Source organism: Flavobacterium sp. CBA20B-1, assembly GCF_028473145.1.
GTDB lineage: Bacteria > Bacteroidota > Bacteroidia > Flavobacteriales > Flavobacteriaceae > Flavobacterium.
Genome location: NZ_CP092370.1, coordinates 2,165,860 through 2,181,502, shown reverse-complemented (window position 1 = coordinate 2,181,502; position 15,643 = coordinate 2,165,860). Strand labels below are relative to the sequence as shown.

At 35.4% G+C, this 15,643-nt stretch carries 13 protein-coding genes; 6 read left to right on the top strand and 7 right to left on the bottom strand.

From position 1 onward, the window contains the following. Positions 1-6: 6 nt before the first annotated feature. Positions 7-231, bottom strand: coding sequence for a FeoA family protein (locus MG290_RS10710; RefSeq protein ID WP_257500069.1), 225 nt, complete (start codon positions 229-231; stop codon positions 7-9). Between the two features lie 171 nt (positions 232-402). Then, a complete protein-coding gene (locus MG290_RS10705) occupies positions 403-1,101 on the bottom strand; it encodes an SCO family protein (RefSeq protein ID WP_264561296.1) in 699 nt (232 codons plus the stop codon). Positions 1,102-1,225: 124 nt separating this feature from the next. Between MG290_RS10705 and MG290_RS10700 the strand changes: the two genes are divergently transcribed. From MG290_RS10700 to MG290_RS10690, 3 genes are all read left to right on the top strand, one after another. After that, a complete protein-coding gene (locus MG290_RS10700; protein WP_413614607.1) occupies positions 1,226-3,280 on the top strand; it encodes a M13 family metallopeptidase in 2,055 nt (684 codons plus the stop codon). A 163-nt stretch (positions 3,281-3,443) separates the two neighbouring features. Next, positions 3,444-4,040, top strand: coding sequence for a lipoprotein signal peptidase (locus MG290_RS10695; RefSeq protein WP_264561295.1), 597 nt, complete (start codon positions 3,444-3,446; stop codon positions 4,038-4,040). A 71-nt stretch (positions 4,041-4,111) separates the two neighbouring features. Further along, positions 4,112-4,801 (top strand): Bax inhibitor-1/YccA family protein, encoded by a 690-nt coding sequence (locus tag MG290_RS10690; RefSeq protein WP_264561294.1) that lies wholly within the window; start codon positions 4,112-4,114, stop codon positions 4,799-4,801. Positions 4,802-5,054: 253 nt separating this feature from the next. Here the strand turns inward: MG290_RS10690 and MG290_RS10685 are convergent, their stop codons facing one another. From MG290_RS10685 to MG290_RS10665, 5 genes are all read right to left on the bottom strand, one after another. After that, the gene (locus tag MG290_RS10685) at positions 5,055-6,461 is read right to left on the bottom strand and encodes a TolC family protein (protein ID WP_264561293.1); all 1,407 of its coding nucleotides are present in this window, start codon (positions 6,459-6,461) and stop codon (positions 5,055-5,057) included. Then, positions 6,445-7,761, bottom strand: a complete 1,317-nt coding sequence (locus tag MG290_RS10680) for an HlyD family secretion protein (protein WP_264561292.1) — start codon at positions 7,759-7,761, stop codon at positions 6,445-6,447. Before MG290_RS10680 ends, MG290_RS10685 begins: the two co-directional genes overlap by 17 nt. A 33-nt stretch (positions 7,762-7,794) precedes the next feature. Next, a complete protein-coding gene (locus tag MG290_RS10675; protein WP_264561291.1) occupies positions 7,795-9,465 on the bottom strand; it encodes a peptidase domain-containing ABC transporter in 1,671 nt (556 codons plus the stop codon). Positions 9,466-9,667: 202 nt separating this feature from the next. Then, positions 9,668-10,069, bottom strand: a complete 402-nt coding sequence (locus tag MG290_RS10670; RefSeq protein WP_264561290.1) for a hypothetical protein — start codon at positions 10,067-10,069, stop codon at positions 9,668-9,670. Between the two features lie 90 nt (positions 10,070-10,159). Beyond that, complete coding sequence (locus tag MG290_RS10665) at positions 10,160-11,104, bottom strand: NAD-dependent epimerase/dehydratase family protein (RefSeq protein WP_264561289.1); 945 nt, start codon at positions 11,102-11,104, stop codon at positions 10,160-10,162. Between the two features lie 152 nt (positions 11,105-11,256). On the opposite strand from MG290_RS10665, the gene MG290_RS10660 reads away from it, so the two are divergent. Genes MG290_RS10660 through MG290_RS10650 form a run of 3 tightly spaced genes read left to right on the top strand, consistent with a single transcriptional unit; the run spans position 11,257 to position 15,598 of the window. Further along, positions 11,257-11,835 (top strand): hypothetical protein, encoded by a 579-nt coding sequence (locus MG290_RS10660; protein WP_272585376.1) that lies wholly within the window; start codon positions 11,257-11,259, stop codon positions 11,833-11,835. Then, positions 11,835-15,185 carry a transcription-repair coupling factor gene (gene mfd / locus MG290_RS10655; RefSeq protein ID WP_264561286.1) on the top strand — a complete coding sequence of 1,117 codons (3,351 nt, stop codon included), beginning with the start codon at positions 11,835-11,837 and terminating at the stop codon, positions 15,183-15,185. The genes MG290_RS10660 and mfd overlap by 1 nt, the downstream gene beginning before the upstream one ends. Further along, positions 15,182-15,598 (top strand): hypothetical protein, encoded by a 417-nt coding sequence (locus MG290_RS10650; protein ID WP_264561285.1) that lies wholly within the window; start codon positions 15,182-15,184, stop codon positions 15,596-15,598. Before mfd ends, MG290_RS10650 begins: the two co-directional genes overlap by 4 nt. Positions 15,599-15,643 lie beyond the last annotated feature (45 nt).

The window sequence follows — 15,643 nt, the reverse complement described above, 5'->3', positions numbered from 1 at the left end:
GCGTTGTTAGATCATTTTCACTTCAATTTCTTTTGCCAAATCTTTGCGAATGCTTAAAAAAGAATCGTTTACTTTTATATATATAGGGTCAGACAATGGTGCAATTTGCAACACTTCTACAATATTACCCGGCAAACAACCCATTTCAATTAGTTTCAAGGGCACCTTAAAAGTGTTTATTGAAAGGATTTCTGCTTTTTGACCCTTTTTCACAAAATCCAGCGTCATCATCTTATTTAGATTTATTTTAGATTGCAAATCTACTTATTAAAAAAGGGAAATCCCAATGTTTGGAAAATTCCCCTTTACAATTACTTAACATTTATAAATATTTTAACTTTTGAAATATGCTTTTCAGCGTTTTAAAAATGTTTTAAACATCTATTAAAAGCACATCAAAAATCAGTTTTTATTTCGAAGCCATTTAATATCCTCTAGAAGTTGCATCATATTTTTGGTGCCATCGCCTTTGTCTTGATCTAAGTTCGTTCCGTCATAAAAACCACGAATGCGTTTGTTTTTATCTACCAAAATAAAATTTTCGGTGTGTACCATATCATACAACTCTCCGGTAGTTTCGGTCTTCACCGCCAAAAATGATTGTCGTGCCAAATAATAAATCGCTTTTTTATCGCCGGTGAGCAAGTTCCATTTGGCATCGTTCACCCCTTTTTCATCGGCATAATTTCTCAATACTTCAGGCGTATCAATATCAGGAGTAACCGAAAAAGAAAGCAGTTTCACATCGGGCATATCTTTGATTTGATTTTGCAACCACACCATATTATCGGTCATTTTAGGACAAATTGTGGGGCAAGTTGTAAAAAAGAAATCGGCAACATAAATTACGTTTTCATACTCTTTTTGCGTAATGGTTTCATTGTTTTGGTTTTGAAACGAAAAATCGGCAATTTGATGCTTTAGTTTATTGTTTTCGTGCTGCACCAAACTATCCACCAACTCCGGATTTACCATTGCAGGTGTATAAATAGGTAAATGTTTCTCGGGTTTCAAGGCATTGTAAAACAAAAACAGAATCACAACCGACAATACGCCAATGGTTAGAAACAAATATCTGTATCGATAAAAAATATCCTTCATTACTTCAATTTTGTGCGAAATTACAAAACGTTTCCACTAAAAACGGTTAAATAAGTTATAAAACCGTCTTTTAATTCGGCAATATTTTTATTTTTGTAAGGATATATACCTAATCAATTGTAAAATGAATAAAAAATTTATGTTCTTGCCTGCAACCTTATTAATGATTGCAACTGCAACAGTTCAGGCGCAAGATCAATCAAACGAAAACCACGGAATCAACTTGGAATACATGGATAAAAACGTGAAACCGGGCGATGATTTCTTTAGATATGTAAACGGGGAATGGTTTGACAAAACCGAAATTCCTGCCGATAGAACGCGTTGGGGAAGTTTTGATGAATTGCGTCAGAATACCGATATCGATGCGTTGACTATTTTGAAAGAAGCGGTTAACAATAAAAAATTAGATCCAAAATCGGATCAAATGAAAGCGGTGAATGTTTTTAAAACCTATTTAGATTTAGAAACCCGCAACAAATTAGGCATTCAACCTATTCAATCTACATTAGATCAAATCAATAAAGTACAAAACGCAAAAGATGTGGTGGCGTTGCTTACCGATAAAATGCCCGAAGGCGGCTTAGGATTTTTTGGTATGTATGTGTATGCCGATGCCATGGATTCTAACAAAAATGTAGTAAATATTTCACCAGGAAGCATCGGTTTGCCCGACCGTGATTATTATGTTTCAAAAGATGCCGATTCGCAAGACAAAAAACAAAAATACGAAGTACACGTTGCCCGTATGTTGCAGTTTTTAGGAATTGATGAAGCATCGGCTAAAAAACAAGCGGCACAAGTTGTGGCTTTAGAAACCAAAATGGCTGAAGCACGTTTAGACCGTGTGGAGCGTCGCGATCGTAGAAAAACCTACAATCCAATGTCGGTTGCCGAATTGCAAAAACTAACACCTTCTGTAAATTGGAATAATTATTTCAATGCAGCCGGATTAAAAAATGTGGATCAAGTAGTGGTTTCTATGCCAAAATACATGGAAACATTAGAAAATATCTTTAAAACAGCTAGTGCCGATGAATTGAAAGCGTATTTGCGTTGGACGCTGATCAACAAAAACACAGGAGTTTTAACCACAGCGATTGATGAAGCGAACTTTGATTTTTACAGCAAAACCTTAACCGGAGCCATTGCGCAACGCCCGATTGAAGAACGAGCATTGCAGGTTGTGAACGGAACGGTTGGCGAAGCTTTAGGTAAACTATATGTGGAGAAGAAATTTCCGCCAGAAGCAAAAGCAAAGGCTAAAGAGATGATCGATTATGTGTTTTTGGCGTTTGAAAACCGTATCAACAACTTACCATGGATGACTCCAGCAACTCGTCAGGGAGCTATTGAAAAATTGCGTAAATCAACCGTGAAAATTGGATATCCAGATAAATGGGAAGATTATTCTAAACTAGAGATAAAAGCACCAGAAAATGGCGGAACCTATTACGAAAACATGAAAAACGTAGCGCGTTGGCGTTTTGCAAAAAACATGGCAGAATACGGCAAACCGGTAGATAAAACCAAATGGGGCATGTCGCCACAAACGGTAAACGCATATTTTAACCCAACCAACAACGAAATTGTGTTTCCGGCCGCTATTTTACAACCGCCATTTTACGATTACAAGGCCGATATGGCTGTGAATTTTGGTGGAATTGGAGCGGTAATTGGTCACGAAATTTCGCATGGTTTTGATGACTCTGGTTCTCGATACAATGCCGATGGTAACTTGGTGAACTGGTGGACAGAAGATGATTTAAAGCAGTTCACAGGATTAGGCGGAGCTTTGGCAGATCAATACTCGGCTTTAGAACCACTTCCAAATACATTTGTAGATGGTAAATTTACTTTAGGAGAAAATATTGGCGATTTAGGTGGAGTAAATGCTGCGTATGATGGATTACAGTTATATTTACAAGATAAAGGCCGTCCGGGATTGATTGATGGATACACGCCTGAACAACGTTTCTTTATTTCGTGGGGAACCATCTGGAGAACAAAAATGCGCGATGAAGCCATTAAAAATCAGGTAAAAACCGATCCACACGCTCCGGGAATGTATCGTTCGTATGTGCCGCTACAAAACGTAGATTCTTGGTACAAGGCATTCGACATTCAACCAGGAGATAAATTATACGTTTCGCCCAAAAATCGAGTGAAGATTTGGTAGGTTTTAACTTGGCAGGGTTGTGTTTTATATACAAGAACAAGCATCTTTACCGATTAGAATAAACAATACCTATCAAACAATATTTAAAAAATGATAAAACGCTCTTAATTAAGAGCGTTTTTTGTTTTAAATAACTTACATTTGTGCAAAATTTTTGCATATTATGTCGTTTAACAAGGCTTTATTCTTAGCGATTGTAGTAATTATCATTGATCAAATTTCAAAAATATATATCAAAACTACTTATGCCATTGATGGTGGATTTGAGGTGTTGGGCTTAGACTGGTTCCGTATTCATTTTATAGAAAACGAGGGAATGGCTTGGGGTGTAGAACTGCCCGGAAATTACGGAAAACTGTTGCTTACCGTTTTTAGAATCATCGCAGTAGCTGGTATTATATATTGGTTGAATGATTCCGTGAAAAAGAAAGGATCAAAAATTTTGATTGTTGCCATTTCCTTGATTTTGGCAGGCGCAGTTGGTAATATTATCGATTCGGTTTTTTACGGAGTGCTTTTTAACGACAGTCATGGGCAAATTGCCACTTTATTTAGTGATGCCCCTTATGGAACTTGGTTTCACGGAAAAGTGGTAGATATGTTTTATTTCCCCATTTGGAGAGGAAATTTACCTAATTGGTTGCCTTTTTGGGGCGGCGAACAATTTACGTTCTTTAACGCTATTTTCAACGTTGCCGACGTAGCCATATCTGTTGGAGTAGGTCTTTTAATTCTTTTCAATAAAAAAGTTTTTAAATAAGATTTTTCTTTTCAACAAAAAACTTGTTTATATTTATACATTAAAATAGTAAAAACTAAAATACATTTCTTATGAATACTTATCAATTAGCCGCAGAAGCAACCAAACAAGAACAAGCAACTTTTTACAAAAAAACCTACTTAAACTTAGCGTTGGGCATTGTAGCGTTTGTGATTTTAGAAACCGCTTTTTTGCGCATAGAGCCTTTAGTAACATTTATGCTTAGTCTAACTCAAGGATATTTGTGGTTGTTGCTTTTAGGAGGCTTTATGGGAGTGACGTATATTGCTCAAAACATAACATACAAAAGCGCTAGCTTACCTCAACAATATTTAGGGTATTTTTTGTATATTATTGCTGAAGCATTAATATTTGTGCCGATACTTTATATTGCCATCTTTCATACAGGTAGTACTGATTTATTAACCCAAGCAGCCATTATTACAGGGAGTTTGTTTTTAGGATTAACCTTTGTTGTATTTAGTACAAAAGCTGATTTTTCATTTCTACGAAGCATTTTAGCCATCGGATTTTTTGTGGCAATAGGTGCAATCATTGCCGGTATGCTTTTTAATTTCGATTTAGGTTTATGGTTTTCAGTAGGAATGATTGTTTTAGCATCAGGATCTATTTTATACAACACCCACCAAATTAAAAACAACTTTGGAACCAACCAATATATTGCAGCGGCTTTATCATTGTTTGCTTCGTTAATGTTATTGTTCTGGTACGTTTTGCGTTTGTTAATGAGTAGAAACTAAGTCTTTTAAAGCATATAACATATCAACATTTAACCGATTAAAAAAAGTTGCAATTGCAACTTTTTTTAATGCTTCATTTTAGCAAGTTTTGTTCAGATTAAACTAATTACTTTCGTATTTACCACTTAAAAAGCTTACTTCTTTTTATCTGTGAGACACGAATAGTTGTATGAAAATCAGCAAACATGTTTTCGTGTTTTTTTAACCTACAATAGAATAAATAAAGCTTTTTAATTATCAACTATCTGACAAATTATCCGTCAAAATTTTCATTAAACCATTTTAATTGATTGTAGCTGTTGATGAACTTTAAACGCAAATCCAAAAGTTTTTGTTCGGCTTCTAGCAATTTATTTTCACGCGAATTGATTAAAAAAAGTGAACTTTCTCCATTGCTGAAACGTATTTCTTCGGCATATAACAAACGTTTGTAGTTTTCAATATTGTTTTCCATTACCTTTATTTGTGATTGGTAACTTAGAACTTCGTTCTTATAAGCCGTAATTTTCGCTTGTAATTCTTGCTGTTTATAATCAACATCTAATTGGTTTTGTTCTATTTTATACTTTGCAATTTTATAATCTGCTCGGGCTTGTCTTAAAAAAAGCGGTATTTCTAACTTTAAACCATATTGATAATTATTTTGAAAAAAAGGAATCAACTCTGTTCGGTAATTCTCTTTATTAAAAAAGTTATAGGTAAAATCTAATTTGGGTAATAAACTTTGTCTTTTCAATCGGCGCTCGCTTTCTAAAATGTTGTTCTTTTGCTGATAATACTGCAAAGCGGCATGTTGGTTCATGCTTCTTTGATCAATCAAAGCCAACAAAACTCCATAATTATCATACGATTCTGCTTGTGTAATACGTTGTGAAGGAACGATTAACTGCTCTATATGATAAGGTTGCTGGTTTTCGGTCCATAAAAACAATGAAAGTTCTTGAGTAGCTTTTAAAAAGCTAAGATATGCGTTTTCTTTTTCCACCACGAAACTTTGTAATTGCGAAGCCACTTCGGTGGTATCAATCGCAGCTCTTTCGCCGTATTCGTATGTTTTTTTGGTAAGAATAAACCGCTGTTCATTTACAGCAACCGTTTGGCTTTGCAGTAAATAGTTTTCATACAACCGCACCCAGTTCCAATACGCATTATCGGCATTCAACAACAATTCGTTGGTAAGCAGTCTTTGTTCTGCCTGAGTCATTTCTAAAGCAAATTTTGCTTGGTCTAACATTGCGCGGCGTTTATCGTACAAAAGATTTTTAGCCAATGGCAAAGTCACTCCAAATTGATACAAACCTCCTTTTGTATCGCTGTTGTTCAATTTTTCTCCATTGATGTAATTGTAACTTCCGTTTAATTCGATACCATACCAAGTTGGAATATCAAGTCCCACATTGGTTTCTTTGTAATATTGTGTGCCATCAATTGTTTTTGAACCATTTTTTCCATCGAGCATCGGATCAAAATTGCCTCGAGCCTTTTGGATTTCTGCTTCGGCTATTTGGTTTTGCAAACGATACGAATAGGCCAGCGGATGATAGCTTTTTACAATGGAAATAAATTCTTTATGACTCATGCGCAACGTATCTTGCCCAAAAACAAAAAAGGTGCAGAAAAACATGAAGAAGGTAACAACCGATTTATTTCTTTTTTTCATCTTTCTTTTCAGATTTATCAGGTTGTACGGTATAGTAATCGGCTGGGAATCCATTAATATTTCGCCACAATTCATACCACACAGGTACATCGTTTAAAATAGCAATTCCTTGAACACCGGCACCAATTTTTATTTGCGGAGGCCAAGGTTTTTTGCCTTTTTCTTCAACTACCAAAGCCTTAAAAAGTCCGTTTGCATTAATGTTGCTTTCTACGGCGATTACTTTTCCGGCAAAGGTTCCGTAGCTTGTATTAGGCCAACCTGAGAAAACAATGGCAGGAAAACCATCGAAAATACACATGACCCGCTGTCCGGGTTTTACCAAAGGCAAATCGACAGGTTTTATATAGATTTCAACTGCATAATCCACGTTTAAAGGCACAATGGAACCGATGCTTTCGCCGTCTTTTAAAATTTCCCCGATTCCCGATTTGTGAAGTTGCACAATTTGACCATCTTGTGATGCCAACACATGATACAACCCTTGACGGATTTTGTAATTCGACATTTGATTTTCAAGCTTTGCAATTTCGCCAGAGCTGCTTTCAATTTGTCCCATACTTTGAAAACGATCTCCCTGAATTTTACTTAGCTTTTCAGTATAATCTTGTATAGTGGCGTTTTGCTCAATGGTTGTTGCAATAACTTCTTGATGGGTTTGTGCCAGTTTGTTTTCGGCTGCTGTTTTTTTCGCGAGCGCATTTTGGTAGGATACGCTTCGTTGTTGAAACTGTGTAAGCGAAACCAAACCTTCGTTATACATTTTTTGCTGGCGTTCGTATTGATCGGCCGATAAAGTTAGTGCATTTTCCGCCGCTTTTAATTCGGCTTCTTCTGCAGCTAATTTATTATTTAACTGCTGAATTTTTACCTTTAATTGTTGTAATTTCAATTCACGTGAACTGTTCAGTGCTTCAAGTTGGGCGTTTGTTGTACCTACTTTTGCTTCATAAAAATCACGAACCCCTTTTTTGGCCGCTACTTGTTCTTCAGTTCTATCGATAAGCATGGGATCCATATAATCTTCTTTCACCTCAGAAAGCTTCAGAATTGTATCTCCTTTTTTTACAAAATCACCATTTTTAACATACCATTTAACGATACGTCCGGGAATGGGAGAATTGAGCTGCTGTGGCCGTTGCTCTTGGTAAAGCGTTGTAACGGTTCCAGCGGTTTTAATATTTTGGGTCCAAGGCAAAAAAAGAGTAATGATAGCCAATGCCATAAAAATGTAGAACCACCTTTTTACTCTTGAATTTCGATGTACGTGGTATATATTTTCAAAAGATTTTGGTTTCATTGGTGCTGTTGCTTTTTAATTTTTAAAATAGGTTTATTTTACTTGGAATACGCTGCCATTTTGAACAGAAAAAATATGATCAGCAATGCTTTCTAATTCTTTGCTTTCGGATACAATAACGATTGTTGTTTCTGATTTTATCTTTATTAGATAGTTCCTCATTTTTTCTATGAACTCTTGGTTCATTCCATCCACAGGATCTTCTAACAACAATAAACGTTTATTGCCTAACATGGCACGCAAGAGCAGTATTTTTTTTCGTGAACTAAATGATAATTCGGTATCGGTTTCGCTTAAGGGTGTTAACAAACCTTGTGTAAATTGACTTGAAAAATCTTCCACGCCCCATTCTTCCGCTAGATTTAGCACATCTTGCGTTTGAAATTCTTCTTTATTTAGAGTGATATTTTCTAAAAGAGAGGCTTTAATAATGTGCATATCTTCCATATAAATACCGGTTTGTTCTCTAAAAGCGGCTTTGTCTATATTATTAAATGGTACTTTGTCAAACATAATGGTTCCGTTGGTTGGGTCATAAAAACCTGCCATCATATTTAGCAATAAAGATTTCCCCGATCCTAAGTATCCTTTGATAACATTTATGGTATTTTTTTGTATTTCAAAATTTAAGTTGGAAATAATTGGCTTTTGGTCGTAAAAATGGATACTTACATCTTTAAACGCCATTTCAATACCTTTCTTTTTGTTTTTAATTTCAATGTCTGAATTATGCTCTTCGGGCAGTTCGGTTATTTTGCTTAATTTGGTTAACGAAGTTATCACGTCGTAATAACTTTCTAGACTTTTAATAAGCTTTTCAACCGCTGTAAGTATGGTTAAAACAACTATTTCAGCCGCAACGAATGCCCCAATGTTTAACTCTTGATTGATCAATAAGTAGGTTCCTATGGAAAGCATTAACAGGGTAATTATAACTTTAAAAAGAACAATGGTCCAATATTGAAAAAGCAATACTTTAAAATGACTTGTTCTATGATTTAGATAAGAAACAATGCGATTGTCTGTACCCCGCAAATGAGTGTGGCTTTTTGAATTGATTTTAAAAGTCTTAACCGATCCGGCAATGTCTTCTAGCCATGATGCTACCTCGTATTTTTTATCACTTTCTTTTAAACTTGATTCAATACCAGAGCTTGATGTAAATCTAAAGATTAAAAGTACCAAAATACAAACCAAAGCTCCAAATACTAGAAACCATGGATGGTAGAACGATAAAAGTAAAATTCCAAAAACAATTTGTATTAAAGCTGTTGGAATTTCGAGCAAAATTTTCGATATCCCTTTTTGCAGATTAGGTACATCAAAAAAACGGTTCACCAATTCAGGTAAATAATATTTTTTGGTAGATGCTAAATTGATTTTAGGCAATTTATCTGCGATGGCTAATGAATACTCTACAAATAATTTTTGTTGAATTTTTTCGATAATTTGCATCACCCTTATACGGAAAAATCCGGCTAAAAAAGTTCCAAAAACCACGAAGCCTATTAAAATATAAAGCGAAGTGACCATGGTTGCACCCATCACAAAACTCACAATTGCTTGTATGCCCAAAGGTATGCTTAGTTGCACCAAACCACTAAGAATGGCATATATGTATATACTTGCCACATCTTTTTTTTCTTTTGTTACATAAGTAAACAGCTTTTTACTGTTGAATTCTGTTTGTATATTTTTTGCCATAAAAACGCTCCTAACAATATTTTACTAAATTGGTCTATTTTTATACTATTTAAGTCGTATTTAGTTTGTAAAAATATAAATACTTCTCTAAAAAACGAATGCCCTTCGATGTTAATTACATCTTAAAAAAAGAGTAGTGTTTAAAAGAAAAAGGTGATGTAAACATAAATTTACATCACCTTTTTTATTTTATTTCATTTGATTATTTTCCTGCAACCCATGTGCCGGTTATATTTCCTGCTGAAGTATTTATCCAAGTTCCAGATCCTGATGTTTCAGTTATCGTTCCTACGAACCCACCCCAATCAATTTCATTTAAATAAAGGATTCTTATATTAATTTCGCCCTCAATCGTCACTTTACCTTTTAAACTCATATCAGATTCAGGAAAATTATCAGATTCTATTGTTCCAATAATTGATCCATCATCTTTCACGCTAAATTCTATAATCCCTGAGTCTCCCCCTGAATAAGTTCCAGACCAAGGACCTTTATACTTTGAATATGGCGTAGTTTTAACAATCGGATCTTCTTCTTCGTGACATGAAACCGCTAAGAATGTTAATGGTAAACATATTAATAAAAGTGAAAATACTTTTTTCATAGTTAATTATTTATAGTTTAGGTATTTTTATGCTAATGTACTATTTTTTTGTAATTTACAATGATAAAAAAATTTTTTTTTTAAACCAAACTATTCCGATAAATTTTCTAACATCTCTTTGGTCATGCGTTCTAAATCGTAGTGGTGTTGCCAGTTCCAATCTTTTCGGGCTTCGGCATCGTTAATACTGCTTGGCCAAGAATCGGCAATTTCCTGACGGAAATCGGGTGCATAAGAAATCTCGAAACCAGTTTTTTCTTTTGCAATAGCTGCTGCAATTTGTTTAGGGGTAAAGCTTATCGCAGATAGATTATACGACGATCGAATCTTTATTTGTTCCTTATCAGCTTGCATAATTCCAATGGTTGCACGAATGGCATCATCCATATACATCATTGGCAATTCGGTGTTTTCACTTAAAAAACAAGTGTATTTATTTTCTGCTACTGCTTTGTAATAAATATCCACCGCATAATCTGTTGTGCCACCACCCGGAGGCGTTTTCCACGAAATTAATCCCGGATAACGGATAGAGCGTACATCAACACCATATTTGTTAAAGTAATATTCACACCAGCGTTCGCCTGCCTGTTTGGAAATTCCGTAAACGGTCGATGGTTCCATAACGGTGTATTGTGGTGTATCTTGTTTTGGAGTTGTTGGACCAAAAACGGCAATACTCGATGGCCAAAAAATCTTTTTTATCTTGCCTTCTTTGGCTAAATTCAATACGTGAAAAAGCGAATTCATATTCAAATCCCAAGCAAAAGCCGGATTTTTCTCAGCAGTCGCAGAAAGCAATGCCGCCATTAAATAAACCTCATCAACCTTATATTTGTCTATCAAAGATTCAACTTGTTCGTAATTCATAGCATCTACTAGTTCAAAAGGTCCTGTTTTAAAAACATCTTGTTCGCCTTTCCGAATGTCTGATGCTATAACGTTGTCTGTTCCGTATATTTCGCGTAATTTTAAGGTAAGTTCAGAGCCAATTTGGCCGCAGGCTCCAATGATTAGTATTTTGGTATCGTTCATGTTGTTTAATTTCTTTTACAAAGATAGCCTTTGTAACTATTTTTTTTTAATCTTTTGCAAAAATTCCTCAAAAGCACCCTAATATTTGTTTTTTAAACGAATTCGTTCCGCCAATATTAGTAATTTTGTAGTTTGATTTACAGAACATTTTTATGAAATATATATTTGTTTTAATACTGCTTGCAACGGCTACCATTAGTTGTAAAAAAGAGGTTGTTGTAGCACCAAATACAACCAGCAAGATTTCGCAAGATTCTATGGTTAAAAATATACACCAAAAATGGAAATTTACCGTCGCGGCTACAAACCCTGCGGTTAATTCTAAATTAAATAGTTGGGAAGATTGGCGTAACTATGTGAATGAACTCACCATTACGCCCAATGCCAGTTTGGCAAATTTAACACGAAAAGCCAACGCTTTGGTTGAAAAATCGGCTGTTTTGAAAAAAAACATACCCGAAATTTACAACAGACCGGAAACGAAAGCACGTATGGCATTGCTTGAAACCAATATTCAAAATTTGGATATGTTACTAGAATTGGAACCTTTAAACAGTAAAGAAATCATTCATTTACTTGCTAATATTCAAAAAAACACCAATTCTATTTTGTATCAATTCAATGAATTTGAAATAAAAGCAAAAATTCCAAAAGAATCGGGCGAAGAGCAACTTATTCAACCATTAGACACTATTAAACGTGCCACTTTAAATGCCTTACCACAAGAATAATGAGTATTAAAAAAGTATTTGAACAAGCAACCAAAACGCAACAACTGCAACAGCAGTTTAACAAATTAGGTAATAAAATTCATGCAAAAGGGTTTATTGGCTCGGCATTGTCGTTTCAAATTCAGGCATTGTTTAAAGAATCTGATCAGCACTTTTTATTGATTTTTAATGATAAAGAAGAAGCGGCTTATTATTTGAATGATTTGGAAAATTTAATTTCAAAAGATTATGTGCTGTTTTATCCGGGATCGTACCGCAGACCATATCAAATCGAAGAAACTGATAATGCCAATGTGTTGTTGCGTGCCGAGGTTTTAAACCGATTAAATGCACGAAAAAAACCGGTTGTAATTGTTTCTTACACCGATGCTTTGTTTGAAAAAGTGGTTACGCGCAAACAATTGGATAAAAACACTTTGAAAATCGCTGTTAACGATAAAATGACGATCGATTTTGTGAACGAGGTTTTGTTTGAATACAATTTTAAACGTGTTGATTTTGTTTCGGAACCGGGCGAATTTTCAGTTCGTGGCGGAATCATCGATGTATTTTCTTTTTCGAACGAAAACCCTTATCGAATTGAATTTTTCGGAAATGAAATTGACAGTATCCGTACTTTTGATGTGGAAACGCAGCTTTCCATCGAAACCAATAAAAAAATTACGATTATCCCGAATGTAGAAAATAAATTTTTACAGGAAAACCGGGAAAGCTTCTTGAATTACATCAGTCCTAATACGGTTTTGTTTCTTCAAAACACCATTTTGGTAAAAGAACAACTTACCAAAATGTTTCAGAAAGCAACCGAAGCTTTTGATAAATTAAGTAAAGATGTTCAACATCTTTCGCCTGAACAAATGTTTTTGCCAGCGACAGAATTCCTTCAAAAGGCCGATGATTTTTCAGTAGTTGAACTGGCGCAGCAAACCTTTTTTACACCCAATTTTTCGGTCGATTTTCATTTCAATCCGCAACCTTCGTTCAATAAACAGTTCGATTTATTGATTGAAAACCTAAATCAAAACACTGAAAACGGATACACCAATTACCTGTATTGTTCCAGTGAATCGCAAAGCAAACGTTTCGAGGAGATTTTTTCGAGCTTAAAAGATCAAAACAAAAGCATTCAGCAATACAAAACTGTTGTAATGCCGTTGTTCCAAGGTTTTATCGATAAAGAAAACCAGATTGCGTGTTATACCGATCATCAAATTTTTGAACGCTACCATAAATTCAGCATAAAAAACGGTTACACCAAAAAGCAAACCATTACGCTGAAAGAGCTTACCACGCTTTCTGTGGGCGATTATGTAACGCATATTGACCACGGAATTGGAAAGTTTGGCGGTTTGCAGAAAATTGATGTGGAAGGCAAGAAACAGGAAGCCATAAAATTGGTTTATGCCGATAACGATATTGTGTATGTTTCGATACACTCGTTGCATAAAATATCAAAATACAACGGCAAAGAAGGCGCGCCGCCAAAGATCTACAAAATTGGATCGGGTGCTTGGAAAGCCTTAAAACAAAAAACAAAAGCGCGTGTAAAACACATTGCGTTTAACCTTATAAAACTGTACGCAAAACGCCGATTAGAGAAAGGATTTGCGTGTGCACCCGACAGTTATTTGCAGGCAGAATTAGAAAGTTCGTTTATTTACGAAGACACGCCCGATCAGTTAAAATCAACCATTGAAGTGAAGGCGGATATGGAGAACAGCCGCCCAATGGATCGTTTGGTTTGTGGCGATGTGGGCTTTGGTAAAACCGAAGTTGCCATTCGCGCTGCCTTTAAAATGGTCGATAATGGCAAGCAGGTCGCAGTTTTGGTGCCGACAACCATATTGGCATTTCAGCATTATAAAACGTTTACCGAGCGTTTAAAGGATATGCCGGTTAAAGTTGCGTATTTAAATCGATTTAAAACGGCTAAGCAAAAAGCCGAAACCTTGAAAGAATTGGCAGAAGGCAAAATTGATATTTTAATAGGAACGCATCAGTTAGTCAATAAAAACGTGGTTTTTAAAGATTTGGGATTATTGGTGATTGATGAAGAACAAAAATTCGGAGTTGCCGTAAAAGACAAGCTAAAGACCATAGGTGAGAATATCGATACTTTAACGCTTACCGCAACACCTATCCCGAGAACCTTACAGTTTTCGTTAATGGCAGCGCGCGATTTATCGGTAATTACCACGCCGCCTCCAAACCGTTATCCAATCGAAACAAATGTGATTGGGTTCAACGAGGAGGTTATTCGTGATGCCATTGCGTACGAAATTGAACGAGGCGGGCAGGTTTATTTTATCAATAATAGAATTGAAAATATTAAGGAAGTCGCAGGAATGATTCAACGTTTGGTTCCAAATGCAAAAGTGGGAATCGGTCACGGACAAATGGAAGGGAAAAAGTTAGAAGATCTGCTTTTATCGTTCATGGAAGGCGAATTTGATGTTTTGGTTGCAACAACGATTATTGAAAGTGGATTGGATGTTCCTAATGCAAACACCATTTTCATTAACAACGCCAACAATTTCGGATTGAGCGATTTACACCAAATGCGCGGTAGAGTTGGGCGAAGCAATAAAAAGGCGTTTTGCTATTTTATCACGCCGCCTTACAGTGTAATGACCGAAGAAGCACGTAAACGAATTTCGGCATTGGAACAATTCAGCGATTTAGGCAGCGGATTTAATATCGCCATGAAAGATTTAGAAATTCGTGGTGCAGGTGATATTTTGGGTGGCGAACAAAGCGGTTTTATTAATGAAATTGGTTTTGAAACCTATCAGAAAATCATGAACGAAGCCATTGATGAGCTGAAAGAAAACGAGTTTAAAGATTTATATGAAGAAGAACAAAATATCGATACTAAAGAATTTGTAAAAGATATTGTGATAGAATCTGATTTCGAGATTTTGTTTCCCGATGAATACATCAACAATGTTTCCGAACGATTAACGTTGTATAATGAATTGGCAACGTTGAAAACCGAAGACGAATTAATCGCTTTTCAAAACAAATTGATCGACCGTTTTGGGGCGTTGCCCAAACAAGTAGTAAACTTGTTAGATTCGGTTCGTATCAAATGGATCGCATCAAAAGCCGGAATTGAGAAATTGGTATTAAAACAAGGCAAAATGATTGGTTATTTTGTAAGCGACCAACAGTCCATGTATTATCAATCGGCACAATTCCGCAAAGTGTTACAGTTTATTCAGTTGTATCCAAAATTGGCAACGTTAAAAGAAAAACAAACCAAAAACGGCTTGCGATTGCTATTAACGTTCGATCATATAAAATCAATCAGTAAAGCGTTAGAGAACCTTCAAAAACTACAGCAGTTATGAGAAATTTAAGCATTTTATTATTTTTAGTTTTTAGTAATTTATCGGCATTTGCTCAAGACACCTTGGTTTTTCCTATCAAACCGGTTGTTAAAGATGCCAATTATGCCGGCGGAAATACCGAAGATCTGTACTATTACGTAAACAATAATTTTAACTACAACAACGTAAAAAAGGAAGATATACCCAATGCGGCAAAAAAGAAGCCTTACTTTGTGTTTTATGTTGTTTTTGCAGTGAGCGAAGACGGAAAAGCATTTGAATTTTCATCTAAAGAAATTTCGGCAGAAAACAGTTTTTATAAAGAAGCGGTTCGTGTAATTGCATCAACCCGTTGGAATGTTGCCACAGAAGACAATGCGTATAAAAAGCAGTTTTTAGTGATTCCGATAAAAGCAAATATTGGGGATTTTTAGTAGCACTTGATTGAAGAAAACAATGAAAAAATAAAATTATTCCTC

What these genes read in the sequence shown, in the direction of transcription:
- MG290_RS10675 (WP_264561291.1), bottom strand. Translation starts at nt 9,465, where the DNA reads ATGGCAAAAAATATACAAACAGAATTCAACAGTAAAAAGCTGTTTACT.
- MG290_RS10685 (WP_264561293.1), bottom strand. Translation starts at nt 6,461, where the DNA reads ATGAAAAAAAGAAATAAATCGGTTGTTACCTTCTTCATGTTTTTCTGC.
- MG290_RS10700 (WP_413614607.1), top strand. Translation starts at nt 1,226, where the DNA reads ATGAATAAAAAATTTATGTTCTTGCCTGCAACCTTATTAATGATTGCA.
- MG290_RS10650 (WP_264561285.1), top strand. Translation starts at nt 15,182, where the DNA reads ATGAGAAATTTAAGCATTTTATTATTTTTAGTTTTTAGTAATTTATCG.
- MG290_RS10680 (WP_264561292.1), bottom strand. Translation starts at nt 7,761, where the DNA reads ATGAAACCAAAATCTTTTGAAAATATATACCACGTACATCGAAATTCA.
- MG290_RS10705 (WP_264561296.1), bottom strand. Translation starts at nt 1,101, where the DNA reads ATGAAGGATATTTTTTATCGATACAGATATTTGTTTCTAACCATTGGC.
- MG290_RS10670 (WP_264561290.1), bottom strand. Translation starts at nt 10,069, where the DNA reads ATGAAAAAAGTATTTTCACTTTTATTAATATGTTTACCATTAACATTC.
- mfd (WP_264561286.1), top strand. Translation starts at nt 11,835, where the DNA reads ATGAGTATTAAAAAAGTATTTGAACAAGCAACCAAAACGCAACAACTG.
- MG290_RS10695 (WP_264561295.1), top strand. Translation starts at nt 3,444, where the DNA reads ATGTCGTTTAACAAGGCTTTATTCTTAGCGATTGTAGTAATTATCATT.
- MG290_RS10710 (WP_257500069.1), bottom strand. Translation starts at nt 231, where the DNA reads ATGATGACGCTGGATTTTGTGAAAAAGGGTCAAAAAGCAGAAATCCTT.
- MG290_RS10660 (WP_272585376.1), top strand. Translation starts at nt 11,257, where the DNA reads ATGAAATATATATTTGTTTTAATACTGCTTGCAACGGCTACCATTAGT.
- MG290_RS10690 (WP_264561294.1), top strand. Translation starts at nt 4,112, where the DNA reads ATGAATACTTATCAATTAGCCGCAGAAGCAACCAAACAAGAACAAGCA.
- MG290_RS10665 (WP_264561289.1), bottom strand. Translation starts at nt 11,104, where the DNA reads ATGAACGATACCAAAATACTAATCATTGGAGCCTGCGGCCAAATTGGC.